General features: G+C 40.9%; 21 protein-coding genes. 9 read left to right on the forward strand and 12 right to left on the reverse strand.

All coding sequences use genetic code 11. From position 1 onward, the window contains the following. Position 1: 1 nt before the first annotated feature. The 6 genes from ccoP (at position 2) to uspE (ending at position 5,842) form a co-directional block, all read left to right on the forward strand. On the forward strand, positions 2-910 hold the full coding sequence (gene ccoP / locus AX660_RS10260; RefSeq protein WP_106404057.1) for a cytochrome-c oxidase, cbb3-type subunit III: 909 nt from the start codon (positions 2-4) through the stop codon (positions 908-910). 94 nt (positions 911-1,004) lie between these two features. Beyond that, entirely contained in the window at positions 1,005-1,496 is a 492-nt protein-coding gene (locus tag AX660_RS10265) for a FixH family protein (protein ID WP_068376157.1), read from the forward strand. Between the two features lie 30 nt (positions 1,497-1,526). Continuing rightward, positions 1,527-3,905: a heavy metal translocating P-type ATPase gene (locus AX660_RS10270; RefSeq protein WP_068376161.1), complete on the forward strand. Its 2,379-nt coding sequence runs from the start codon at positions 1,527-1,529 to the stop codon at positions 3,903-3,905. A 1-nt stretch (position 3,906) separates the two neighbouring features. Further along, positions 3,907-4,128, forward strand: coding sequence for a cbb3-type cytochrome oxidase assembly protein CcoS (ccoS, locus tag AX660_RS10275; protein ID WP_068376162.1), 222 nt, complete (start codon positions 3,907-3,909; stop codon positions 4,126-4,128). Beyond that, positions 4,121-4,792: a sulfite exporter TauE/SafE family protein gene (locus tag AX660_RS10280; protein WP_068376163.1), complete on the forward strand. Its 672-nt coding sequence runs from the start codon at positions 4,121-4,123 to the stop codon at positions 4,790-4,792. The genes ccoS and AX660_RS10280 overlap by 8 nt, the downstream gene beginning before the upstream one ends. Positions 4,793-4,912: 120 nt before the next feature. Further along, entirely contained in the window at positions 4,913-5,842 is a 930-nt protein-coding gene (uspE, locus tag AX660_RS10285) for a universal stress protein UspE (RefSeq protein ID WP_068376167.1), read from the forward strand. Positions 5,843-5,866: 24 nt separating this feature from the next. Here uspE and AX660_RS10290 read toward each other — a convergent pair whose 3' ends face one another. Together AX660_RS10290 and AX660_RS10295 are read right to left on the reverse strand one after the other, a co-directional pair. Then, a complete protein-coding gene (locus tag AX660_RS10290; RefSeq protein ID WP_082768838.1) occupies positions 5,867-7,096 on the reverse strand; it encodes an ABC transporter permease in 1,230 nt (409 codons plus the stop codon). Next, positions 7,093-7,764, reverse strand: coding sequence for an ATP-binding cassette domain-containing protein (locus tag AX660_RS10295; RefSeq protein WP_068376170.1), 672 nt, complete (start codon positions 7,762-7,764; stop codon positions 7,093-7,095). The genes AX660_RS10290 and AX660_RS10295 overlap by 4 nt, the downstream gene beginning before the upstream one ends. Before the next feature lie 164 nt (positions 7,765-7,928). Here AX660_RS10295 and ttcA point away from each other — a divergent pair, with 164 nt between their 5' ends. Together ttcA and AX660_RS10305 are read left to right on the forward strand one after the other, a co-directional pair. Beyond that, positions 7,929-8,843 (forward strand): tRNA 2-thiocytidine(32) synthetase TtcA, encoded by a 915-nt coding sequence (ttcA, locus tag AX660_RS10300; RefSeq protein ID WP_068376172.1) that lies wholly within the window; start codon positions 7,929-7,931, stop codon positions 8,841-8,843. A gap of 30 nt (positions 8,844-8,873) precedes the next feature. Next, positions 8,874-9,884: a patatin-like phospholipase family protein gene (locus tag AX660_RS10305; RefSeq protein WP_068376173.1), complete on the forward strand. Its 1,011-nt coding sequence runs from the start codon at positions 8,874-8,876 to the stop codon at positions 9,882-9,884. Between the two features lie 460 nt (positions 9,885-10,344). Here AX660_RS10305 and AX660_RS10310 read toward each other — a convergent pair whose 3' ends face one another. From AX660_RS10310 to smc, 6 genes are all read right to left on the reverse strand, one after another. After that, positions 10,345-11,859: an Hsp70 family protein gene (locus AX660_RS10310; protein WP_068376174.1), complete on the reverse strand. Its 1,515-nt coding sequence runs from the start codon at positions 11,857-11,859 to the stop codon at positions 10,345-10,347. Positions 11,860-11,996: 137 nt separating this feature from the next. Further along, positions 11,997-12,719 (reverse strand): helix-turn-helix domain-containing protein, encoded by a 723-nt coding sequence (locus tag AX660_RS10315; protein WP_068376176.1) that lies wholly within the window; start codon positions 12,717-12,719, stop codon positions 11,997-11,999. A 119-nt stretch (positions 12,720-12,838) separates the two neighbouring features. Then, complete coding sequence (locus AX660_RS10320; protein WP_068376178.1) at positions 12,839-13,171, reverse strand: DUF3392 domain-containing protein; 333 nt, start codon at positions 13,169-13,171, stop codon at positions 12,839-12,841. 1 nt (position 13,172) lies between these two features. Beyond that, entirely contained in the window at positions 13,173-15,206 is a 2,034-nt protein-coding gene (ligA, locus tag AX660_RS10325; RefSeq protein ID WP_068376180.1) for an NAD-dependent DNA ligase LigA, read from the reverse strand. 105 nt (positions 15,207-15,311) lie between these two features. Beyond that, on the reverse strand, positions 15,312-16,703 hold the full coding sequence (gene zipA / locus AX660_RS10330) for a cell division protein ZipA (RefSeq protein ID WP_068376182.1): 1,392 nt from the start codon (positions 16,701-16,703) through the stop codon (positions 15,312-15,314). Positions 16,704-16,738: 35 nt separating this feature from the next. Continuing rightward, a complete protein-coding gene (smc, locus tag AX660_RS10335; protein ID WP_068376183.1) occupies positions 16,739-20,218 on the reverse strand; it encodes a chromosome segregation protein SMC in 3,480 nt (1,159 codons plus the stop codon). Positions 20,219-20,487: 269 nt separating this feature from the next. Here smc and cysZ point away from each other — a divergent pair, with 269 nt between their 5' ends. After that, positions 20,488-21,213 (forward strand): sulfate transporter CysZ, encoded by a 726-nt coding sequence (gene cysZ / locus AX660_RS10340; protein ID WP_068376185.1) that lies wholly within the window; start codon positions 20,488-20,490, stop codon positions 21,211-21,213. Here cysZ and AX660_RS22815 read toward each other — a convergent pair. The 4 genes from AX660_RS22815 to AX660_RS10360 form a co-directional block, all read right to left on the reverse strand. Next, a complete protein-coding gene (locus AX660_RS22815) occupies positions 21,210-21,905 on the reverse strand; it encodes a substrate-binding periplasmic protein (protein WP_157884322.1) in 696 nt (231 codons plus the stop codon). The genes cysZ and AX660_RS22815 overlap by 4 nt on opposite strands. Positions 21,906-21,978: 73 nt before the next feature. Further along, a complete protein-coding gene (locus AX660_RS23195; protein WP_068376188.1) occupies positions 21,979-22,377 on the reverse strand; it encodes a hypothetical protein in 399 nt (132 codons plus the stop codon). Positions 22,378-22,755: 378 nt separating this feature from the next. Then, positions 22,756-23,397 carry a class I SAM-dependent methyltransferase gene (locus AX660_RS10355; RefSeq protein ID WP_068376190.1) on the reverse strand — a complete coding sequence of 214 codons (642 nt, stop codon included), beginning with the start codon at positions 23,395-23,397 and terminating at the stop codon, positions 22,756-22,758. Between the two features lie 203 nt (positions 23,398-23,600). After that, positions 23,601-24,680 carry a 2-dehydropantoate 2-reductase gene (locus AX660_RS10360; RefSeq protein WP_068376192.1) on the reverse strand — a complete coding sequence of 360 codons (1,080 nt, stop codon included), beginning with the start codon at positions 24,678-24,680 and terminating at the stop codon, positions 23,601-23,603. Between the last annotated feature and the right edge of the window lie 138 nt (positions 24,681-24,818).

Below are 24,818 nucleotides of genomic sequence, written 5' to 3' on the forward strand. Positions count from 1 at the left end.
AATTTTGGGTTGTTATTTATTACTTCGCTGGTGTTTATCCAACAAAACCGGGGTTAAAGAAGGCGATGATATGCATCATGAATTTGATGGCATTCTCGAAATAAATAATCAGCTACCCCGTTGGTGGACCATATTATTTTATATTTGTATTGTTTGGGCCCTGATTTATTTATTACTTTTTCCAGGTCTAGGTAATTTCAAAGGACTACTGAATTGGCAAAGTTCAAATCAAGGTATTTTATCCTTAGCAGAATCTAAAGCCGCCGTAGAAAAAAATATAACTGATGGTGTTCTTAACCAGTACGACCGTGAAATAGCGGCAGCGAATGAAGCTTTCGAACCTATATTTGATAAATACTTTGCTACTGCTATCCCTGATTTAATCAATGATCCTGAAGCACTTAAAATTGGCCAACGTTTATTTAGTCAAAATTGTTCACAGTGTCACGGTTCAGATGCACGTGGTGCAAACAGTGGTTTCCCCGATTTAACCGATAATGATTGGTTATATGGTGGCTCACCTGAAAAAATCACTGAAACCTTGCTCAATGGCCGTAATGCATTAATGCCCGCTTGGTTAGACAGCATGGGTGAAGATGGTATTGCCGAAGTTGTTCAGTATGCACTAAGCCTAAGTGGCCGTAAGGTTGACGATTCGTTGGCTGAGAAAGGTAAAGACCGCTTTGTAGTCTGTGCTGCCTGCCATGGTGCTGATGGCGCAGGTAACCAAATGATGGGTGCTCCTAATCTTACAGACAATATCTGGTTATACGGTGGCAGTGAAAGAGCCGTCACTGAAACACTAACTCATGGACGTAATGGTGTAATGCCAAGCTTTAAAACAACATTAGGTGAAAAGAAAATTCACTTAGTGGCTGCTTACGTATATAGTTTGTCGCATAATAAGTAAGCTAAAACCCTGCATTTAGCCTCGGTAAACCGAGGCTTTTTTTTGTATCACTATTATCACTAGAAATTTTCTTCATTTTTGGAAAACCTAAATTATGCAATTTGTGGAAAAGAGCCCTTGGTATAAACAGTTCTGGCCTTGGTTTCTGATTGTTATTCCTCTTAGCTCTATGGTGTTAAGTTTTACCATGTTGCATTTAGCTTTTGACAGCGAAGACAGCATAGTTCAAGACGATTATTATAACGAAGGTAGATCAATCAATTTAGATTTACATAAAGTTGAACAAGCGCGCGTACGTAATATTGAAACCTATATGAAATTTAGTGCTGATTCAGTGCAAATTGAGGTTGTGCAAGGCGATGTGGGTGATGGTTCGGCCTTAATATTAGATTTTTTCCATTCAACTCAAAACTTTAAGGATTTTAAGGTTACTTTGCTAAAAGACGCAAATGGCATCTACCGAGGTAATATTGAACAAGCCATTGACGGCAAATGGCGCATTAGTTTGCACCCTCATGACAATAGTTGGAAAATTCAACAAGTTGTATATTTGCCGCAGAGTAAAGCCCTGCTGTTTAAACCTTAAAATTTTAATCTGACTTTACCTCTATTGACTATGCAAACAGCCTGTTATCACTGCGGCACTGCCAATCTAAATAATCAATTTAGTGCCGTGGTATTGGGTGAGTTACGTCATTTTTGTTGCCCTGGCTGTCAAGGCGTCGCACAAGCCATTGTGCATAACGGCTTAGAAAATTATTACAGTTTTCGTAGTGAACTGGCACCCAAAGCAGTTATTGAAGGTGACCTTGATATATTACAGGCCCTACGTTTGTTTGATGAGAAAAGTGTCAGTGATGAATTTGTCCATCAAGATCAAAAAGGTTGTGAAATCCAGCTAAGTATAGCAGGGATAAATTGTGCAGCTTGTGGCTGGTTGATTGAAAAACAGTTATCCCAGTTGAACGGAGTTAAAAAGGTCGGTGCTAATGTTGTGGCAAAACGTCTGGTTGTTGTATGGGATGAACAACAGCTCAAACTCAGTCAGATCTTGCAAAAAATTCAACAAATTGGCTACGACGCCAAACCCTTTGCACCTGAACAACACGAAGCGTTACAGCAACATGAAAACAAAATCTTACTCAAACGTTTAGGTTTAGCGGGCTTAATGACGATGCAAGTCATGATGCTTAATTTAGGCGTGTTTTTTGATTGGTTTGGCCATATCGATAGTGAGACTCTGCAATATTTTTCTTGGGTAAGCTTAATACTATCGACACCAGTTGCCTTATATTCGGCGATGGGATTTTATCAAAGTGCTTGGAAAGCACTTAAAGCTGGCGCGGTTAATATGGATGTGCCGATAAGTTTTGCTCTGCTCAGTATCTATATTTCAGGTTGTTACGCCACCCTCACCCACAGCGGCCAAAGTTATTTCGAATCTCTGTGTATGTTTGTATTTTTGCTGCTGATCAGCCGCTTTTTAGAACAAAACGCTCGTTATAAAGCAGCACAAATCTCAGCTAATCTACTTAATCATATGCCAACGATGGCAACACTACTCATCAAGGGGGAACATCAATTGGTACTGGCCAAAACCCTAGTTGCAGGGCAACAGGTAGTGGTCAAAGTAGGTCAGATTATTCCGATTGATGGTAAAGTGATTCAAGGTGTAGCTCAGGTTAACGAATCTATGTTAACGGGAGAATTTGAGCTCGTTACCAAACATCCACAAGATAGTGTCTATGCAGGTACTATCAATCAAGTTGGCACCATAGTGGTCGAAGTCTCTCACGCATTAAAACTGTCATTGGCTAATCAAATAAATCAACTGCAACAAGCGGCGATGTTAGCTAAACCTAAAATAGCCTTATTGGCCGATCGCATGGCTCAGTACTTTGTGATTTTTGTCTTATTTGCAGCCGTGGCTTCATTTACGACATGGCATTTTATTGAAAGTGACAGAGCATTTTGGGTGGCTATTTCAGTATTGATTGCCACCTGCCCTTGCGCTCTCGGTCTTGCAACTCCTGTCAGTTTAAGTTGCGCGATTGCTAACCTGAACAAACAAGGCGTATTACTTAAAAGGGCAGATGTACTTGAACAGCTTAATAACATTGATTGGGTTGGCTTAGATAAAACGGGCACCCTGACGGAAGGCAAGTTTGTATTGCAAACATTACATAATCTCAGTGAATTGAGTGATCAGCAAATATTGACCTTAGCAGCCAGCTTAGAACAGTTTTCCAGTCATCCTATCGCCAGTGTATTTAAACATCATTTTGATTTGCTTGAGGTTAACAACGCAAAAGAGTTAATCGCCCAAGGCATAATTGGTCATATAGCAGGCAAAGAATATCGCATTGGTTCTAACACTTTGATGGATGTAGTTATTCCACTCCACTTACAAGGCTTGAGCGTTTATTTAGCTTGCGAAAACCAGTTACTGGCTGCATTCAAGCTCAATGATAATCTGCGCCAAGATAGCCACGCTCTGCTTGATAGTTTTAAACCACGGCATGTTGAATTGTTAAGTGGTGATAACCTTCACGTAGTACAACAATTGGCGCAAACATTAAAAATTAGTGATTGGCATGGGCAATTAAACCCACAACAAAAGTTAGCATTGATTAAACAGGCGCAACATTCTGGTCATAGGGTATTGATGGTAGGTGATGGTATTAATGATGCGCCAGTGTTGGCCCAGGCCGATGTATCTATTACTTTAGGCATGAGTACTGATATTGCTAAATCTTCGGCTGATATCATTTTGCTAGAAAACTCCTTACAAAAAATCCCCGTTCTTTTTAAAATAGCCGCCAAAACCCAAGCTATTATCCAACAAAATATGCTGTGGGCGCTGGCTTACAATATATTGATTTTGCCTTTAGCGGTTTTAGGCATATTAAGTCCATTGGCAGCGGTGATCGGCATGTCGCTGAGCTCCTTACTTGTGGTATTAAATGCCAGCCGCTTACTCAGATATAGAGCATGATATGAGTATTATTTATGTATTGATCCCTATCGCCATCCTATTAGTATGTATCGCTATCGCAGTTTTTTTCTGGGCGGTAAAATCAAACCAGTTTGACGATCTAGAACGCCATGGCCACAGTATCTTGTTTGATGATGATATAAAAAAAAGTACAACGACGGCGCCTAAAGCAAATCAACTAGAAAACAACAGTCTGTGTAATAACAAATCCAAAGATGACTGATCTTAGTTTTTACGCAGCGTTTTTAATTGGTCTTGCCGGCAGTGTGCATTGTATAGGCATGTGTGGAGGTATAGTCAGTGCTTTGACCTTTGCTATTCCTGCCAATAAAAATGTATTTCCCTATGCACTTGCTTACAATATCGGGCGTATTTCCAGCTATTGTTTAGCTGGCGCCTTAAGTGGGTTTTTAGGCCAAATAGCAACCCAGCAAAGTCAATCAGCATTAGTTGTATTGCAAATACTTAGTGCACTATTTTTATTGATGTTGGCTTGTTACATTGGTGGTTGGTGGCAAGGTTTAGCACAAGTTGAACGCCTTGGTAAATATTTGTGGAAACACTTAAGCCCTATATCAAAAAGATTTATCCCTTTTAAAACTCCTATGCATGCCCTGCCCTATGGCATGATTTGGGGCTGGTTACCCTGTGGTTTAGTTTATTCAGCCTTAACTTGGTCTCTCGCCAGTGGCAATGCTCTTACCGGCGCAAAAATCATGTTAGGTTTTGGTCTTGGTACCTTACCTATCATGTTATTAATGGCTTTAGGGATCAAACAAGTCAGTGTGCTTGTGCGCCACCCTCTGTTCAAACAAGTGGTTGCGCTAAGTTTGGCCTGTTACGCCTTATTTATGTTTGCTAGTGCATTTGGATTCACGCTTTTTTAATTTATCTCACTACGCTTTATTGGCGAAATATCCATTCATTTCATACACTTTAGTTAAGTATAGATCACACAATGTGGCGAGTCCTGTCACATCGGTTTGTTTAGATATAAGGTGCGTGATATGAACTTTCAGAAAATTCTTGCGGTAATTGATAGTAACAGTGAGCAGCAAAAATCCCTCGCCAGAGCCGTTGAAATATCTCAAAAAACCGGTGCTAGCATAACTGCATTTCTAAGTATTTATGACTTTTCTTATGAAATGACCACTATGCTGTCGATGGATGAGCGCGAAAATATGCGTCAAGCCGTAGTCGATGAACGTACTGAATGGCTGAGTAAACTACTTGGCAGTGACTTTGCTCACTCTGGCTGCACTATTGATATCAAGGTAGTTTGGCACAATCGCCCATACGAAAGTATCATCTACGAAGTAATCGATAAAGGTTATGATCTGATCGTCAAAGGTACACAGCAGCATGGTGTCTTAAAATCAGTGATTTTTACTCCCACAGATTGGCATATTATGCGCAAAGCACCAGTGCCAGTGTTATTGGTAAAAGAGCATGATTGGCCCATAGGTGGACAAATAGTTGCAGCAGTTAACGTGGGGGTGGATATTGCTGAACACCAATCACTCAATGAAAAGATCACGTTTCACGCCCTACAGTTCGCTAAGTTACTAAAATCCGATGTGCACTTAGTAAACTCCTACCCTGGGACACCGACTAATATCGTCATTGAAATTCCTGAGTTTGATCCCACTCAATACAATCAAAATGTACGTCAGCATCATGTAGATGCCATGCATAAACACGCAAGCCGTCATCATATCAAAGCTGAACGTTGTCATGTCGACGAAGGTTTACCAGAAGACGTTATCCCTAAATACGCCGAGCAACTAGATGCCGAACTTGTTGTATTAGGTACAGTTGGGCGCCAAGGCATATCGGCCGCCTTGATTGGCAATACGGCGGAGCACGTTATTGATAAATTAGATTGTGACGTGCTGGCGATTAAACCAGAGGGGTTTGTGTCACCAATTCGGCTTTAGCTATTCGTCATCTACCAAGTGGTGTTAACCAAAACTAAGACCACTTTTTAATGACTTAGTATATGCACTGATGGCGGGGAGCAGTGCCAATAGCGTGGCAAGTACTAAGGCCAACAGCACATAGTTAATAAACAAAGTGCCATCAGGATAGACCTGCAAACTAAAGGAATATTTACTCAGTAGGACTGGCTCCAGTAAGTACAAACCACTACATAACAATACATAAGCTAGGATGCAGCCGACGAAGGTGAGCAGCAAAGCTTCACCTTCAACCAACAGTAAAATAAGCCAAGGTCTGGCACCTAAGGCTCTAAGTACCGATAATTCATGACGCCGTTCCCGCATAGATGCCAGCAACATGGTTGTCATGCCTATGAGGGATGCAAACAATACCAATATGGATATTACCCTTAAACTTAGTTCAACCGTGGACATCATCTGCCATAACTCCCGTAAAGCTAATCCGGGTATAATCGCGGTCAAAGGCTCTGCTTCAAACTGGCTAAGTGAACGTTGCAAACTTAATATCGCGACTCTATTTTTTGCGCCCACTATCACAGCGCTTAACGTTTGGTTTGTATCTGCATGTTCTGCTTCGTGTTCATTTTGATGAGCACCTGGATTATGCAAAATTTCAACACTTTGAATTGGTATGTAAATAGAGCGATCTATAGGTGTACCCGTTGCCTTAAGCACACCAACCACTGCAAAAGGATGTTGCTTGTGCTGGGTAAAACTCACTTTTCCGGCACCGTGAGCCAAGACAATCTCATGCCCTAGCGCATAATCCAATTCTTTGGCAACGCTTGAGCCAAGCACTACATCAAAATCATTTTCAAAATACTTGCCTGTAACGAAAACCAGCGGCTGTTTATCTGCATATTTAAGCTGGCTAAAATAATCTTGAGTAGTGCCCACCACGCCATAACCTTGATGTGAATCCCCCATAGAAATAGGCACAGCCCAATCCACCTGTGGATTAGCTTTAATGGTTGCAAAACTTTGCCATTGCAGATTGTTACTGGGATAACCAATTTTAAAAATGGAAAAAAGCAATAGGTTTAACTGGCTGGTACGGCTGCCTACAATGAGATCAACACCTGAAACAGACCGTTCAAAGTTGTGCCGTACTTGTGCCTCAATATGCGCCACGCTCAATAATACCAACATACTGATAGCAATCGAAAAGCAGGTTAATAATGCCATCGTCTTACGCGCAACAATACTGGCTACAATTAATCTCATTAACATCATGATTTGTTTGCCTTCTGCAATGCAGCCAGATCGTATTGCACATCAAAATGCTCGGCTAAGCTCTTATCGTGACTAACAAAAATCACAGTACTGGCACTTGCCGTCGACAACAGCAATTGAATAAACTGATCGCGCAATTCACTGTCTAAGGCTGATGTAGGTTCGTCAGCAATAATCAGCTCTGGTTGATTAATTAAAGCACGGGCCACTGCTATACGCTGTTGTTGCCCGACACTCATAGTGCCAGCTGCTTGATTAAGTAAGGGCTTGGAAAGCTGCAAATTAGTGCAAATTTGTTCAAAAAAAGCCTGGCTCGCAGGCACCGAGCCAGATGCAAAATGCTGGGCTAGTTGAATATTTTGTAGACCATTTAAATAGGGTAATAAATTAAATTGTTGAAAAATCATGCCGATATGCTGAGCCCTGAAACGATCACGTTTAGCGCCAGAAATCGCCTGTAGGTTTTGGTCTAATACCTTCAATTGCCCCGTATAGCCGGTAATCACTCCACTGAGTAAATTTAACAAAGTTGATTTACCACTACCTGAAGGCCCGTATAGAAACACTTTTTGCCCACGGCTAACCTGCCAATCGGCGATTGATAAACTAAATGACGAGTTTTTATTCCAACTAAAATGCAAGTCAGAAACATTAATGGCTAATTCCATTGGATAGTTGTCACAACCCTTGTTTATAAAACGTTAACCAAAAATGTAAATTCTTGGTGGCACAATGATGAGTTAAATCATTGATTTTTATTGGCTCATTTTCCGTTATAATTGCCCATCAAGTTATAAGTTACAAGCTTTACCAGCGCTAAAAAGTCGAGAACATGAAGCAGATATCAGCAGTAGATAACAAACCCAAAAGCAGTTTTAATAAACTCCAAAAACGCCTTCGCCACCACACGGGACAAGCCATCGCCGATTTCAATATGATTGAAGATGGGGATAAAGTGATGGTCTGTCTATCGGGCGGCAAAGATAGCTATACCATGCTTGATATTTTACTGCACATGCAGCGTGTTGCACCTATAAAGTTCAACATAGTTGCGGTAAACCTTGATCAAAAACAACCGGGCTTTCCTGAACATGTATTACCTGAATATCTCAGCCAAGTTGGCGTCGATTTTAAGATTGTCGAAGAAGATACCTATTCAATCGTGATTGATAAAGTTGCCGAAGGCAAAACCACTTGTGGGCTATGTTCTCGTTTACGGCGAGCTATTTTGTATCGCACCGCCACCGAGTTAGGCGCGACTAAGGTTGCCTTAGGTCATCATCGTGACGATATGCTTGAAACCTTATTTCTGAATATGTTCTATGGTGGCAAACTTAAATCCATGCCGCCCAAGTTAGTCAGTGATGATGGTCAACAAATAGTTATCCGTCCCCTTGCCTATTGTAGCGAAAAAGACATCAGCCAATATTCCGCGGTGATGGAATTCCCAATCATTCCGTGTAACTTATGTGGTTCACAAGAAAACCTGCAACGCCAAGCGATCAAAGGCATGCTCAGCGATTGGGACAAACGTTTCCCTGGGCGCATTGAATCGATGTTTACTGCCATACAAAACATCACGCCATCCCATTTAGTCGATAATACTTTGTTTGATTTTGCTGGTTTAAAAACCCAAGAAACCCCCTATCTCGGTGGTGATATTGGTTTTGATCCTCCGGTGATACCAAAGACGCCGGATATCAAAAATAGTGATGAATTTTCTACTATTAATGTTATTAGTCTGTAGTGTTTTGACACTATTAATTAAGGTTTAAATATGAAAATAGGATTAGCCCTAGGCAGTGGCGCCGCTAGAGGATGGGCTCACATTGGTGTCATCCAAGCTTTAGAAGAGTTAGGCATACAAATAGATATCGTCACAGGATCGTCGATTGGTGCTTATGTTGGCGCAGCGTACTCATCTGGTAAATTAAATGAATTATCAGAATGGGTTGAAAGCTTAACTGAATGGCAGGTTTTTGCCTTAATGGGGGTTGGCTTTTATCGTGGTGGTTTAGTTAGTGGCTTAAAAGTATTTAAAGCTTTAGAAGACAACTTTGCATTTAGCGATTTTGCAGATCTGCACAAACCTTTTGCGGCAGTTGCAACCGATCTATACAGCGGCCGGGAAGTTGATTTTTTAAAAGGTTCGGTGATTGAAGCCGTTAGGGCATCTTGTGCAATTCCAGGTTTGTTTCCGCCAGTTTGTGTAGATAATCGCTGGTTAGTCGATGGCGGCGTGGTTAATCCTGTGCCAGTCAATTTATGTCGCATGTTAGGTGCTGATATTGTATTTGCCATCAATTTGAGTGCCGATTTTCGTCCTCAGTCCTTGTTACAAAATCAGTTAGAACACGAAAAAAATCAGCAAAAAACCTCGGATTTTTTCAAACGCAGTCAAGCACAGATTTCGAGTTGGTTTAAAAAATCAGAAAATAAAGATGAAAATGACGCCCTCGAGGCGGAACAAGATGCACAGGGTGCAGTGAACATACTAGACCAAGCTAATTCTGGTGAAGAGCTTAACGATAGTGCTCACACTAACCCTAACCCTCAAGCCCTACCTACACCTTCAATCTTAAATGCCATGTCGGGCTCCTTAGATATATTACAAGCAAGGGTGACACGCTCACGTTTAGCGGGTGATCCACCTGATATATTGATCGAACCGCAATTACGTGACTTTGGCATGATGGAGTTTTACCGCGCTAGCGAGCTTATCGAAGAAGGACGCAACAGTGTCATGCGCATCGCTGATCAAATTAAATACCAGCTTCGGCTTGCATAGTCGCAGTCATGACTTGTTAACAAACCTGTTTATTTTACTTTTAGTGAACAAACATCAACGATCAATTCAATAAAAAAGCGTCTCAAATGAGACGCTTTTATGCTTACAATGTTTATTCGATCGAGGAATAACATGACCTTAATCAGTACAACATTCGCCGATACCCTCAACTTGCTTGAAACTAGGCTGGGTGCCAGCAATAGTTACCTTAGCTTAGTGACGACAACTAAGGCATTATTTGTCTATGCGTTGAGGCAATTAGCATGGTCAGTTTTATCAAATATAGGATATAAATACCCATCAACAGTTCATTCGACTGATAACCATGACTAAATATTATTAGCGATGTAGTACCAATGGTTTTAGTTTGATTAAGGCACTTATAACCAAGAGCTTATAAGTGCTTTTTATCATTTTGGCTTTTAACTAGTCTCTATCCACTAGTGTCTATTTGCTATTTTTAACTATTTTTTGTAGCTAATTTTGCTGCTTGAATAGCCAAACCTTCACACACAGAATTAAAGGCATCACCCTCGATTAATGGCAAGTTGGGCAGCATGATTTCTTGCAGCTCTCTTTTGACGATAGGCGATAAACTCATACCGCCGGTGATAAACAACATCTCTGGTGGTTCGGCGCTATTTTCGAGGCATTCCGTGACCAGACGTTTTACTTTTTGTAACCAAGACTGCATCGAACGTTTCAAATCATCGTTATCAATTTTAACGTCGTAGTCAGGTTCGATATAATGCAAGGGTAAGGTGATATCAGTTTTAGAGGATAACAGCTCTTTTGCCAGTCGTGATGAATTGACTAAACGGGCTGATAGTTTCTGTTCTTGTACAACTAAGAGGCGTTCCAACAATTTAGGCTCTTTTACGATAGATTTGGTTTGTGCTATTTCTAAACCATATTCTTCTGAGAAAAAATGATTGAGCCGCGGGATATCATCAACCGCACACATATCTGAGAAAAATGCAGGTGGTACCGGCAAACCACTATGAGTGAGTAAACCTTGACCCATGGTAGGGGCTATGGATTTTACAATGAGGTTTTTATCACATTCCATACCACCTAAACGTGCCCCAGTGACCGACAGCACATCTTGCTGGCGATCAATATTGGCGAGTTTTTGCGGCGACAATTTAATACAACAAATATCCGTGGTACCACCGCCAATATCTATCACCAGTACATTGGTGTGTTTTTTTAAATTACGTTCAATTTTATAAGCAGCGGCTATGGGTTCTTCAAGAAACTCTACTTTAGTAAATCCGGCTTTTTGCGCTGCCAGCGTCATAATTTCTATAGCTTGTTTATTACCTTTTTCGCCGCTTGAGCCGTGAAATTTAACCGGACGACCAATAACCGCGGTATCAACATTTTGTTGTAGTTGTTGTTCGGCACTTAAGCGAAAAAACTCTAATTGTTTGGCAATCATGCCAACAAAAGCTTCTTTTTGACCTGCGATCAAGTTAGCGCCTAAAAAGTTTTTAGGAGAATAAATCAAACGCCCTTTGTCTGGCGTTTTTAGGTAACGGGCAAAGCCCTCTTCACCAAAAGAAAACTGGCCCGACTCTACGAGTCGATGCAAAGGTAAGTCTTGCACTGTCATGTCTTCTAATAAAATTTCTATGGCGCGGCGTTGTAATACAGGTGTGTTATGAAGTTCCGCGCGCAGTACATCTATTTTGTCACTATAGATCTGCTGTTCTTTAGGCATTATTGCTTCGTAATAGCCTTCTTTGGCTTTTTCGATTTGTTGTGAAATCGCCCCTTTTAACTGGGTGATTTTTGCTTCAATAGCCGAATCAGGTGGTCTAGGTAAGTCACCGTCAAAATAGATAAATACCGAAGAGCGAATTTTATTGGCGGCTGGCTGGCTCGGGTCGAGAGTAATGAGATGGTGCTCTTGCCCATCAAAATAAATCGCCTCTGAGTTAGAGGTTCCATAGTCAATTCCAATTGCTGCCATTTTTACCGCCCGATAGCCTTAAAACAAAGCCGCGGATTGTAAAGTAAAAACGCGTTGAACTCATTAGATGTTTTACTTAAAAAGCATCTTAGGATCTAAGCTGGTATCCATTCCACCAGGATTGATAAAAACTCTATTTAGCGAAGCTTATATATCCGCCGTTCTAATACGAAACCCATAATACCGCCACTAAATAACAATACCCCCAGAACCTGCAGCCAAGCATTGATAGATTGAGGAACAAGAATAGGAGTATTGATTTGATACAATCTAGTGCCACCATCGACGGCGACAACAAACTGTTTACCTCTATTTGTTGGACTAATTAAAATCGTTTGTTGTTTACGTTGTTCCATTTCCACTTGCAGTTTATCAACTGTATCTTGGTTCTTAGCCTGTTCAACTGGCATTAACCTACGCCAATTATGGAAAATATCTTGATTTTCTCCCGCTAAAACAACACCTTCAGATTCATACTCATAATGCCGTTCTGGGAAAACTACTTTACTATACCCAATATAAAAAATGCTGGTTGCTAATACGATGAGTAAACTTGAGATGTATAAAAATCGTCGTTGCTGCTGCATATTTACTTTTTGTTTAAAACCATAGTGCTGTGCAACATCGGGGATTAGTTTAAGATTCTCTAATGTAGAACCCGGCTCAAAATCTATTAGAAATTGTTCAAGTGACAGGTTGAAAGCACGTAAAATATTATTAAATATTTCATTTGAAGGAAGAGATTTGTCATTTTCTAATTTGGACAAATAAGACTGTTCAATACCAATCTTTTCGGCCAATTCCGGTTGACTCAAATTATGGTGAGCGCGTAAATTTCTGATTCTTTTACCCAAGGTCATCGTCGTTTCCTTATTTTGACTGACTCAGCAAAGCAGCTAAGTTAGCGCTATTCTTGGCTATTCCTTGAGGACTAAAAAGATGAATATACTACCCTATCGATGAATATTTAATTTCACCATTAAATATAACGTCTGTGCTCGGCTAAATAACCCAACAACAAAAACACCGCTATGATGGAAATTCCACGATAAAGATAGGGGATCATCAGCAGCAGTTGTTTAACAAAGGGCGCGGCAAATACGGTCAACAAACCATATCCAAAGGCACAGACCAAAACAAAGATAATAGTACGTAGGATAAAATGATAAGAACTGACCATTCGTTTTAATTGTTTGTTTAATACATCGCCATAAATCACCAAAATAGTGGCAAGAATACTCAGGGCTATTTCACTTAAAAATGGTTGCATCCATTGGTTTAGTTGCAGCATTACTGATTCTAATATGTCCATTTTAGGCTCCTAACTCACTAAATAGCTGTAACATATCTGCTTCATTCATGATTTTAATACCCAAAGCTTCAGCCTTAGCTAATTTAGAGCCCGCACTAGCCCCCGCCACTACACAAGAGGTTTTAGCCGACACACTGCCTGCCACCTTAGCCCCCAAGACTTCGAGTTTTTCTTTGGCAGCATTACGATCCATATGTTCCAAAGTACCAGTTAAAACAAAGGTCTGACCGGCCAGAGGTAAGGACTCCAGCGCAATCTTTTCGATAATTGGCCACGAAATTCCCACGGCAATTAAGTCATTAATGACTTGTAGATTGTGCTCTTCACGAAAAAAGTTAAACAGGTGTTCAGCTACAACTATTCCCACATCATTAACGGCTTGTAATTGCTCTAGCGAAGCAGCCATAATTGCATCGAGTTGACAAAAATGTTTAGCTAAATTGGACGCAGTGGCCTCTCCTACTTCACGAATTCCCAATGAATAGAGAAACTTCGCTAAGGTTGTCACCTTACTTTTACCTAAAGAGATCAAAAGATTAGCCGCCGATTTATCACCTAAACGCTCTAAATTGGCAAGCTGCATAAATTCCAGTCTAAAAAAATCGGCTGGTGTCTTTACCAATTCCATGTCAACCAATTGCTCGATGATTTTGTCGCCTAAACCATCAATATCAAAAGCCTTACGTGAGGCAAAATGTTTCATGGCTTCTTTACGTTGGGCAGCACAATACAAGCCCCCCGTACAACGGGCTACCGCTTCACCTTCGACTTTTTCAATAGCTGAATCACAAACCGGACAAGCTGTCGGAAATACAATATCTTTGGCACTAGTCGGGCGTTTGGCCTCAACAACACCAACCACTTGCGGGATCACGTCCCCTGCGCGACGGATGATCACCGTATCGCCAATTTTCAAGCCTAAGCGCTCAATCTCATCTTGGTTATGTAAAGTGGCATTAGATACGGTGACGCCGCCGACAAAAACCGGCTCTAAGCGAGCAACTGGAGTAATAGCGCCAGTTCTGCCAACTTGAAACTCTACATCCAGTACCAATGTCATCTCTTCTTGGGCTGGAAACTTATGAGCAATTGCCCAACGTGGCGCTCGGGCTACAAACCCGAGTTCTTCTTGCAAAGCAATGTTGTCGGCTTTAAAAACTACACCATCGATGTCGTAATTTAAGCTATCGCGCAACTGAGCAATTTTTTTATAATATTCAAGACACTCAACTGCACCTTGTGCCACGTCTAATTCTTTACTTAAGGGCAAACCCCAATCACTGAGTTGTTGCAATCGACCTGAATGGGTTTGAGCTAAAGACTCTTGTTCACCTTCAACTAATCCCAGCGAATAAGTAAAAAACAACAAGGGTCTAGCCGCAGTTATTCGCGAATCCAACTGGCGCAAACTCCCTGCTGCGGCATTACGTGGATTGGCAAAAACCTTTTTACCATCCTGAGCTTGTTTGTTATTAAGTTTGGTAAAACCATCGCGAGTCATGATCACTTCACCACGCACTTCTACACGTTGGGGAAAGCTATCACCCCTTAAACTCAATGGAATGTTGCGAATAGTTCGCACATTGGCAGTAATGTTTTCACCAACTCTGCCGTCACCTCGTGTAGCGCCACGTACTAATTTTCCATTCTCATAGAGTAAACTAACGGCTAAACCATCGAGTTTCGGTTCACAACTATAACTAATAACATCGCTACGTTTTAACCTGTCTTGCATGCGTTTTTCAAAAGCCAACATGGACTCTTCGTCAAAGGCATTATCCAGCGACAACATAGGGACTTCATGTTCTACCTGAGCAAATTGTAAAAGAGGTTTACCACCTACTTTTTGACTGGGCGAATCACTGCTGAGTAGTTGCGGAAATTCTTTTTCGATTTCCATGAGTTCAAGCAACAAACGGTCATATTCCGCATCAGGTACCGTGGGGTTATCTAATACATAATACTGATAGTTATATTCAGTTAATTGGCTTTTGAGTTGTTCAATACGCAGGGTTGCAGCGGATAAGGTAGCCATGAGGTAGCATTCCAATAAAAAGTGTTAAGCGAGGTGAATATGAATTGCCACCTGTTAATCTATGGCAATTCATCTTTGATCTTATGGGCAAATAAGCGTGGTGACCTAACGATTTACCATACGTTTACGTTCAAACTCGCGGATTTTTTCCACATATTGTTGCAAACTTTGTTTAGTTAACAAGGCGCGACGGCCATCGTAAACCTGAGCCGCAAACTCATCAGCAATCTTACGTGCGGCATTGTGCATCATGTTAAATACCTGATGAGGGTCACCCTCAATGGGTAAAATCATAAATAATGAGATCCCTTGAGTAGTAAAGTTTTCCAGATTATCTATATCAAAATTACCAGGTTTAAACATGTTTGCTAGGCTAAACAAAACAGGGCCTTTACCGTTTGAATTAACATGGCGATGAAAGATGTCCTGATCACCAAACTTAAAACCCAATGTCAATAACATAGGTAATAATGCCGCGCCTTGAATGGGCGCATTTTCAGCTGTTTTTACATTCAGAACTAATACTTCTTGTGGTACATCTGCGGGTTTCGCTTTTGCCGCAGCTTCGGTTTTTGGCGCTGAAGTTGCTGCTTCGTCATCAAAATCGATACGCATTTGATCGTCAGCAATTTTTGGTTCACGGCGTTTTCTGCCTGCTTGGTCAGCCTTTTTACCCAGGACTAAATTACGTGCTTGTTCCGCCAAGCTGACTTTTTCTACTGTTTTATCAAGGGCTTTGTCAGGTGTTTTTTCTGGCGTTACATGCTTAACTTGGTTCGCGCTTTCACTTTCTTTAGCACTTTGTTTTAAAGCATCAAGATCGACTTCATTTTTCACTTCGACCGGTTTATCTTCGGTTTTTAGTAAAAATGGGGGTGGTTCAGGGGCTTGATAACTATCGCTTGTTTTGTTTAAAGACGAAACTGTAGACTTACTATTAGCCGCAGGATTAGCAAGTTTCGCCGCATACTCAGGTTTAGGTTGAGACACGACTGAAGCGTATACTTTACCGCTCGAAGCTGGTTTAGACTCTGGGGTTTTAAGCTTTTCAGAGGGCTCAAAATCTGCCAACGAAGGGAGCTCATCGACTTGAGTTTCAGTGTTTGGAGCCTTAAACGGTTTTGCCGCAGGATTATTACCTACCACACGTACTGCGCCTATGCCTAGATCATCAAATTCTCCAGGACGTAAAGCAGGCTGTGTTTTTTGTGTCTTGCGATCGCCTGATTCGTCATTATTAAAATCAATTTTAATATCAAAATCATCATCTAAAACTGAAGCGTTTGCGACGTGTTCATCTTGTTCGTCGTTTTGCCACTCCTCTTCCTGCCACCCTCCAGGTTGAAACTGTTGTTTACGAGCAGAGCGTGACGAAGCGTTTTTATCCGCTTTTTTCTTGCTGTTTTTTCTAGAGGTCCAAATACCGTGCATTGCAACAGCAGCAATAATTAAACTACCTAAAGCTAACAATACCCAACGAAATACATCATCTTCCATCTAACTCACATGCCCTTTATTCTTATTATTTATCATCAAGCTTGGACAATCGCCATAGCTTCCTCTACATCAACCGCAACCATACGAGATACGCCGGGTTCAGACATAGTTACCCCAGTTAAGTGGGTCGCCATTTCCATCGCAATTTTATTATGGGTGATATAAATAAATTGCACGGTTTTTGACATTTCAGACACTAATTTACAAAAGCGACCTACGTTGGCATCATCCAACGGCGCATCCACTTCATCTAGCAAACAAAATGGTGCAGGATTCAGTCTGAAAATTGCAAACACCAATGATAAAGCGGTCAGCGCTTTTTCTCCACCAGAAAGCAGGTGAATTGTACTATTTTTCTTGCCAGGAGGTCTTGCCATGATTGTTACCCCTGTTTCGAGTAAATCATCGTCAGTAAGTTCAAGGTAAGCCGTGCCACCACCAAAGACCTTGGGAAACAACATTTTGAGGTCTTCATTCACTTGCTCAAAGGTTTCTTTAAAACGTGAACGGGTTTCTTTATCTATTTTACGAATGGCCTGTTCCAGCGTATCAAGGGCTGAAACAAGGTCGCCATTCTGAGTATCCAAGTGGTTTTTGCGCTCGGCCTGAATATCGTACTCTTCCACTGCCGCTAAATTCACTGCGCCTAAACGCCCGACTGAGGCTGTGGTTTTTTCAAGGTTTGCTTGCCAAGTGTTTTCATCGGCATCGTCGGGTAGTTGCTCTAACAAGGGTTTGAGTGACTGTTGTAACTCTTGCAACTGTTCTAATACCCCATTAGCCCTGACTCGATAACCTTCACATTCCAACTTAATGCTTTGTAACTCAGTTAACATGTGCTGAATTTTATCGGTGACTCCTTGTTGGCCTTTTTCCACTTCGTTGATCTGATTATCAATATCCGCTAATTGGCTACTATGCTGTTGTTGTTGAATTTCCAGTTCAGCTTTTTGCTCAAGTAAGGATTGTAAATGCTCCGCCTGATCTTCTAGTGGCAAGGCTAATTCTGCATACTCTTCCTGTAATAGCGCTTGTTTTTCACGCATTTGTGCAAGCTGTTGTATCTCGCGGGTTTGAATGCTCTGCAAACTGGCTAACTGACTTTGCACTCCCTGTAGGTGTAAAGCCAATTGATGTAATTTGGTTTTAGCACCATCAAGTTGATTACGGGCTAGTTGGATTTTACTGTGACTTTGTTCACGAGCTTGTTCAATGGATAATTGCTGCTCATGCAAATCAGCCACTTTATATTCAAGCTCTTCGGCCTGCATAGAGAGTTGTTCTAGCTGTTCTTGTTCTTGTAAAGCCACGTTTTGCTGATTTGCTAACTCTTGCTGTAAACGCTCGGTTCGATTGGTATTCTGACCTTGTTGCCCTTGTAATAAGGCAAGCTGGTTAGTACTTTGCTGCCATCGCTGCTGGCATTCATCCACTTGCTGTTTGTATTGATTACACTGTTTATCTAACTCGGTAAAACCTGTATTAGCTTTGGCTAGTTGTTCATTCAATTCTTGTAAATTTGTCTGAGTTAATTGCTGTTCGGCTTCCAACTCTTTTATTTTAGCGGCGCGCTGGATCAAACCTTCACCTTGCTGTGCAATGCCGCTAATAAACCAGTCGTGACCCAGCCACATACCTTCTTGAGTTATCACGCTCTGGTGTTTAGCAAGTTTACTCAACATAGCTTGTGCGGCTGACAAGGAGTCAGCCACCAGAATATCGTTCAACCAATGAGGTGCAATTGAGTTATGTAATTTAGCCGCCAGACTGTTAGCCGTTATATCCAGGCTAAACCTGTCTGCCAACAATATTTTGGCACCCGGCAAGTGAGTAACGATGAGGTTCAGTTCATCACCATCAGACACTTGCATGGCGTTTTGCCAGTTTTGGGTGATGGTTTCGAAAGCCTTTTCCCAACCACTATGAATATCTAGAGTTTGCCACCATAGCTGATGTTCGATTTGTCGTTGGCTCAACTCTTTACTTAAGTGCTCAGTTGATTGGTCTTGTTGTTGCAATAAATTTAGGGCTGCCAGTTGAGCATTAATGGCATGTAACTGCCCCTGAATATCCAGACGCTGTTGCTCGAATTGTTTTACTTGTTGTTGGGCTAGTTGCACTTGTTGCTGCTGTTGTTGCCAGCTTTGTTTAACAGTTTCTGACTGTTGTTGTGCTATTTCCAAGTCTGATTGTACTTGGGCAATCTGCTCAGCGAGTGCCTTATCTTCCAGTTCATTTAACTCGATAGTAATCTCACTCATACGCTGTTCACTGCGCATTTGCATACTCAGCAAGGCTTGAATTTGACTATGACAACTTTGCACATGCTGTTTTGACTGATGATATTGCTGCTCTTGCTGACGCCACTGGCTTTGTTGTTGACTGCTTTGTTGTTCTTGATCCATTACGTTCGACTGAGCTTGCTCTATTTCTTCTTCGAGCAAGATCTTTTCTGGTTCGGCCAGCTCAAGTTGCTCCAATAAGTCAGTTATTTTTTCACTATTTTGCTGTTGATGGATATCATGATCACTTATGGCCTCAAGCAAGTTAGCATTTTCTTGCTCGATTTTTTGGCGACGTTGTTTGGTGTGGATCTGATTTTGCTCAATACGGCTGATATCAGTGCCGACTTTAAAAAATTGCTGCTGAATATCACTCAGCTGTTGTTTGATATCCTGTTGTTGTTCTTTAAAGATACTTAGATCTTTTTCTTCGCCGCGCTGTTTAGTCACATAAGCTTCGATATCGGTATTTTTCTTAGCGATATCCTGTTCGAGACGGGTGATTTTTTTGCTGTGTTTTAACCAGCGAATAGCCGCTAGTTGCCCCTTTAAACTGCGTTCTTGTTGTTTTAATTCTTTATAACGTTTAGCCGCTACAGCTTGGCGTTGCAGTTTTTCTAATTGCTGACCGAGTTCACTGCGCACGTCAGCTAAACGTTCAAGGTTTTCTTTGGTGTGGCGAATACGGGTTTCGGTTTCTCGGCGGCGCTCTTTGTACTTAGATACACCAGCGGCTTCTTCAATAAAGACCCTGAGTTCTTGGGGCTTGGACTCTATCAGGCGCGAAATCATGCCTTGTTCGATAATGGCATAACTGCGAGGGCCTAAACCCGTGCCTAAAAATAGGTCGGTGACATCACGCCGCCGACACTTACTGTTATTGAGTAAATAGTTGGATTGACCATCTTTGGTGACTATGCGTTTAACCGACAGCTCGTTATAACCCGCATACTCCCCCTGAATGCGCCCAGAAGAATTATCAAATACCAGCTCCACACTACACTGCGACACCGGTTTACGCGCAGTTGAGCCATTAAAAATCACGTCTGTCATGGCATCACCACGCAGATTTTTAGCCGAACTTTCACCTAAGACCCAACGGACCGCATCAATAACATTAGATTTGCCACAGCCATTAGGCCCGACAATTGCCGTCATATCGTCTGGAAAAGGGATAGTGGTTGGATCTACAAAAGATTTAAATCCAGCCAGCTTGATTTTTTTTAAGCGCATAAGGTCGCAGCGGATTCCAATGATTTTATAATTTTTATACCCTTCATCGTTAAAACTACACGTTTATTGGCTGCATTCATTTGCTGGTGTGCATTTCCAAAGATAAGGGATATCGCTGAGTCGCAAGGAATGTATCAAAAGTCATCAAGTGTAACAATTGACGTTTTGCTGTCATTACTCAAAGCTTTATACTCATACGGTATTTTTAGCATATAACGTCGTTATGTAAAACCAATTTTAATACTGGATTCAATAAGTTAAGGAATATTGTGGATTATTTTTTTCAAGGTTTTAGTTTGATCCAAACAAAAGGTTTAAAACGTTTTGTTTTTATCCCACTTAGCGTCAACTTAGTACTATTTTCAATTGCCTTGTATTTTTTGTTTGGCCAATTGGGAGTATGGATCAACGGGATAGTGGACTTGATCCCTGATTGGCAGTGGTTAAATTGGCTTAAAGAAGGTTTGATATTTATTATTTGGCCCATAGCGGTCATCAGTGTATTACTGGTTTTTGCCTTAGTATTTGGCACCTTGGCCAACTGGATAGCCGCACCATTTAACGGTTTATTAGCTGAAAAAGTTGAATTGCATTTAACCGGTCAAAGTCTTGGTGATGCAGGTTTAATCGATATTATCAAAGATATTCCTCGGACCTTTGGAAGAGAGTTTGCTAAATTCTCATATTATATTCCCCGCGCTGTTGGCTTTTTATTGCTGTTTTTTATCTTGCCGGTGTTTGGTCAAATATTGTGGTTTTTGTTTAGCGCTTGGATGATGGCAGTACAATATTGTGACTATCCCTTTGATAATCACAAAATCCCCTTTAAACAAATGCGCTCAGTGCTGCATAGTCGTCGTGGCCATAGTTTCAGTTTTGGTATTACTGTCAGTGTGTTTTCGATGATACCCATAGTAAACTTTTTAGTGATGCCCGTCGCGGTATGCGGGGCTACCGCCATGTGGGTAGACAAATTGAGGCATAACGTAACTTAAGGTTGGAAGTGTTGTTCTCTGATTTTACCAAAGTCATTGTTTTCAACGGCAGCTTTAATGACATGTTGCAGTTTTTCTTGATAGGGAAACAAGCGGCTTTTTTTACTGATAACGACATAGTATTCATTTAACTCTGCGGGCTGATAAGGTGCGACTACCACCTTATTTTCAAGCTGCATCAGTTTTAGCACTGGTTCGGTGCCTTGTTGATAATGAATGAAAGTATCAATGCGGCCTATCAACAATAATTCGATTTTTTGTTTTAAGGTGGATACCGCTAGCAGATTTAAACCCTGTTGTTGCTCCAAGTTCTGAAAATATTTCACATCGATAGTTACACCTATGTTTAATCCCAATAAGTCTTCAAATTGTGTGAGTTTTGTTTGCTGGCCTGCCAATACAAAAAAAGTATGGCGTAGTTGTTCGTAACTCGGATAAATGTAGATAAAATTTTGATCAATTTTTTGCTCTTTTTGCATACTGACCATCAGATCAATCTGACCACGTTGCAGAGATGCCATACGCCGAGCAAAAGGCATGGGCACAATATCTAACTGCATATTCATTTTGCTGGCAATATATTGCAAATATTTGACATGTAAGCCGTTGGGAAATTCTGGTGAAACTGACGAATAAAGTACATTAGCGGCCGAGCTTTTAGTACTAACAACCACCAATAGAATCAAAAGCACTAGTGCATCCTTGAACAACCTTACTCTCCTATTTAATATAAAAAATCCACGGTAAAAATTAAGTTCTTGGTTGTTACCAACCAGCATCATCACTCTTACCAAAAGCAATAACGTTATAACCGAGTAAAAACTGACTTTTAATTTGTGTATATATTTTATAGCGGCGCACATTTGAAAATTTTGTGGTGACATTAGCATTAATAGAGATAAAACTTTCGGGCTTTTCCATGGCATTACTTACCACCAATTCCCATTGCCGTTCAATTACGTTGCTATATGAAGGTTCTGGATAGGCTAATTTCCACCAACTGTTTTTGTCAGGAATATCATCAAGTGTCCAGCCTATTTCAGCTAAAAAATGCTCATTAAGAAACACAATGGGAGAGTTTAGATCATTCGCCAAAGGGCGATTAACCAAGATAGGTAGAGGTAATAAATTAAAAAACTCTTTTGGTAGCGCCTCAGATGACATAACAACACCTTTGCTCTAAAACATTGCAGTTTATGAGTGTGCCAATTTAGCGACTAAAAATCCAGCGGCAAACCAGGGTTTTAAATAAAGATTGAGTTAGTGTGTAAACTCTTTTATTAGTGCTAACAGAACATCTGCAGACAGCGGCGGGCGGTAGTTTACCCCTTGTTGTTTGGGTATACAGGTTGGCTATTTCAAAATCGCGATCAAGTCATCTGCAAACACTGACGGGGTGTTATTTATCGCCACTTCGAGGATCAAACTGTTGGCTCTAAAGCCAACAACTAATCCGCGACAAAATGAGGTTTGTGGTTGAATCACTTTAAATTGACTCTGAAATTAAATATTTCATCATGAAAATCTTTGTACTCAATTACCTTATGCTCCCCCTTTTTTTGCTAGCACCAAAAATCCTTTGGTCAAGAGATCACCAAAAAGTAACTTGCCAATTTTGTACGACAATTTTTTCTTGGGACGGACTGGCCCGATAGTTATATTAGAATAACCTGTGTTAGCAAACAGGTCATGTACATCTTTTCGTGCAAAAAAGCGCAAATGAGTACGGTCTAATACCCCAGAATCCTTATACTCAAAGCGTTTCTTGAACAAAAGAGCAAGAATAAAAGATAAATTTCTAATATTAGGGATACTACAAATAAACACGCCCTCAGATTTAAGACATGCATTCAGCCGGTTACATACATCCCATGGATCAACCACATGCTCTAATACATCGCCAGCAATGATGTGAGTAAAATGTTTTTTGGGAAGTTGGTCTATCAGATCTTCTAAATCCCCTTCAAGTAAGGTATCAAGTGCATTTGAAGCCCGCGCTCTTGCCGCAGCATCTGGAAACTTCTCTATACCCCATAATTCCCTAGCCTTCCCCTCTTTTTTAATCAAAATTGAGGTTGTACCGCTCCCACAGCCTAATTCAAGTACGCAAGCATCAGAGCCAACAGGCAATTGAGCAACTAATTCGGTTCTTCCATGTGAGTAATAATCATTATGTTCCGACAAGCAATATCCCTATCTAATTGTTTTTCTGAGTTAACATTAACGTATATGAAATTTACCACAATCTTTCCACAATACATCCTTTTTTAAACAATAATAAAGGTCGTAATAGTGAATGTTGTTAAATTTCTAGCGATTAACTTTACTCTTTTCATTTACCGCAGACAAAAATTAGCTTCAATATCTGTTTAGTAAAGTATCTGAGCCTACGCAGTGACGCGAGTTAACAGCGCCAACATGTCTTTGGCTGAAATAGCTAAACGGAGTGTATTAAGCACTTTGGTATTTTGGCTTTTTATCATTTGCACCATCAACCTATTGGCAGGGCAATCGAGGTTTAACAGTTGCGCATGCTCCACTATGGCACCGTTTAAAAAATCAATTTCTGTGGGTTTACCCTGTGAGACATCACACCACATGGAGGTACGCACGTTTGGATCGATGGCCAACATTTTGTTGGCAATACGTTTAAATAAAAAATCCGGTAACTCAAGCACTATTGGGAGCCATTTAGCGGGTACCGCGGTTAGTTTGGGTAAGCTAATCCCCAGTTGCTCAGTCACCATTAAAAGCTCTTTCATTAAGCAGGCGATGATAATTCGATATGCACGTTGTTCAAGCATGGCTTTAACGGGTATGTCGGCCAGTGCATTAACACTATTACCTAAGTTGAGTTGCAGTTTTGCCCACAGTAAGGCTGTCATATCCGCACATTGAGTAACAGGTAATAGCTCGCAATTAAGTAACTCTACTAAGGATTGACTTAAGTGTTGGTTAGTAACGCTGTTATCACTGGTATAACTGCTTTCGATGGTAAGTTGCCCTTGTGATCCTCGATGAAAATGTCCGGCTTTTAATTCAACAACATTGAATGGCACCATGACTCTGAGCACCAGATTTTTCGGAAATGCCTGCTTAACTAAGGCATCAGAGCCAAGACCATTTTGGCAGCAAAGTATTACCGTATCTGCACTTACATACGTGGTTAAATCTAGTAGGGCTTGTGTAATGCCCGTGCATTTTACTGTCAGCCAAATAAATTTATAGCTACTCGATTTGGGGTTATTTTCATTTAGCAAATCGGCAAATAACATGTTTGGACTCAAGTTTGTTGCATGCCCAAGATAATCAGTTAACTGCATACCTTGTTGCAGCTTAGTTTTTACTGTATCTCGGCATACCAGCTTTACCAGCAAACCACGATCACACATGGCGCCACCTAAATAACAGCCAATTAAACCCGCACCAAACACCAAATGGGAACTATCCGTTATGTTTAAATCCATGTTTAATGCCTGCGATTTTGCTAGCCAAAGAGCTTAACACACTAATTTATATAAATTTAATTCGGCTAAACAAGCTTTCATAAAGCCAAAGTGTTTCCGTTTTGTTAGGGGATGGTTTAAATTTCCGCCCTCCATCTT

This window comes from Paraglaciecola hydrolytica (genome assembly GCF_001565895.1).
Lineage (GTDB): Bacteria > Pseudomonadota > Gammaproteobacteria > Enterobacterales > Alteromonadaceae > Paraglaciecola > Paraglaciecola hydrolytica.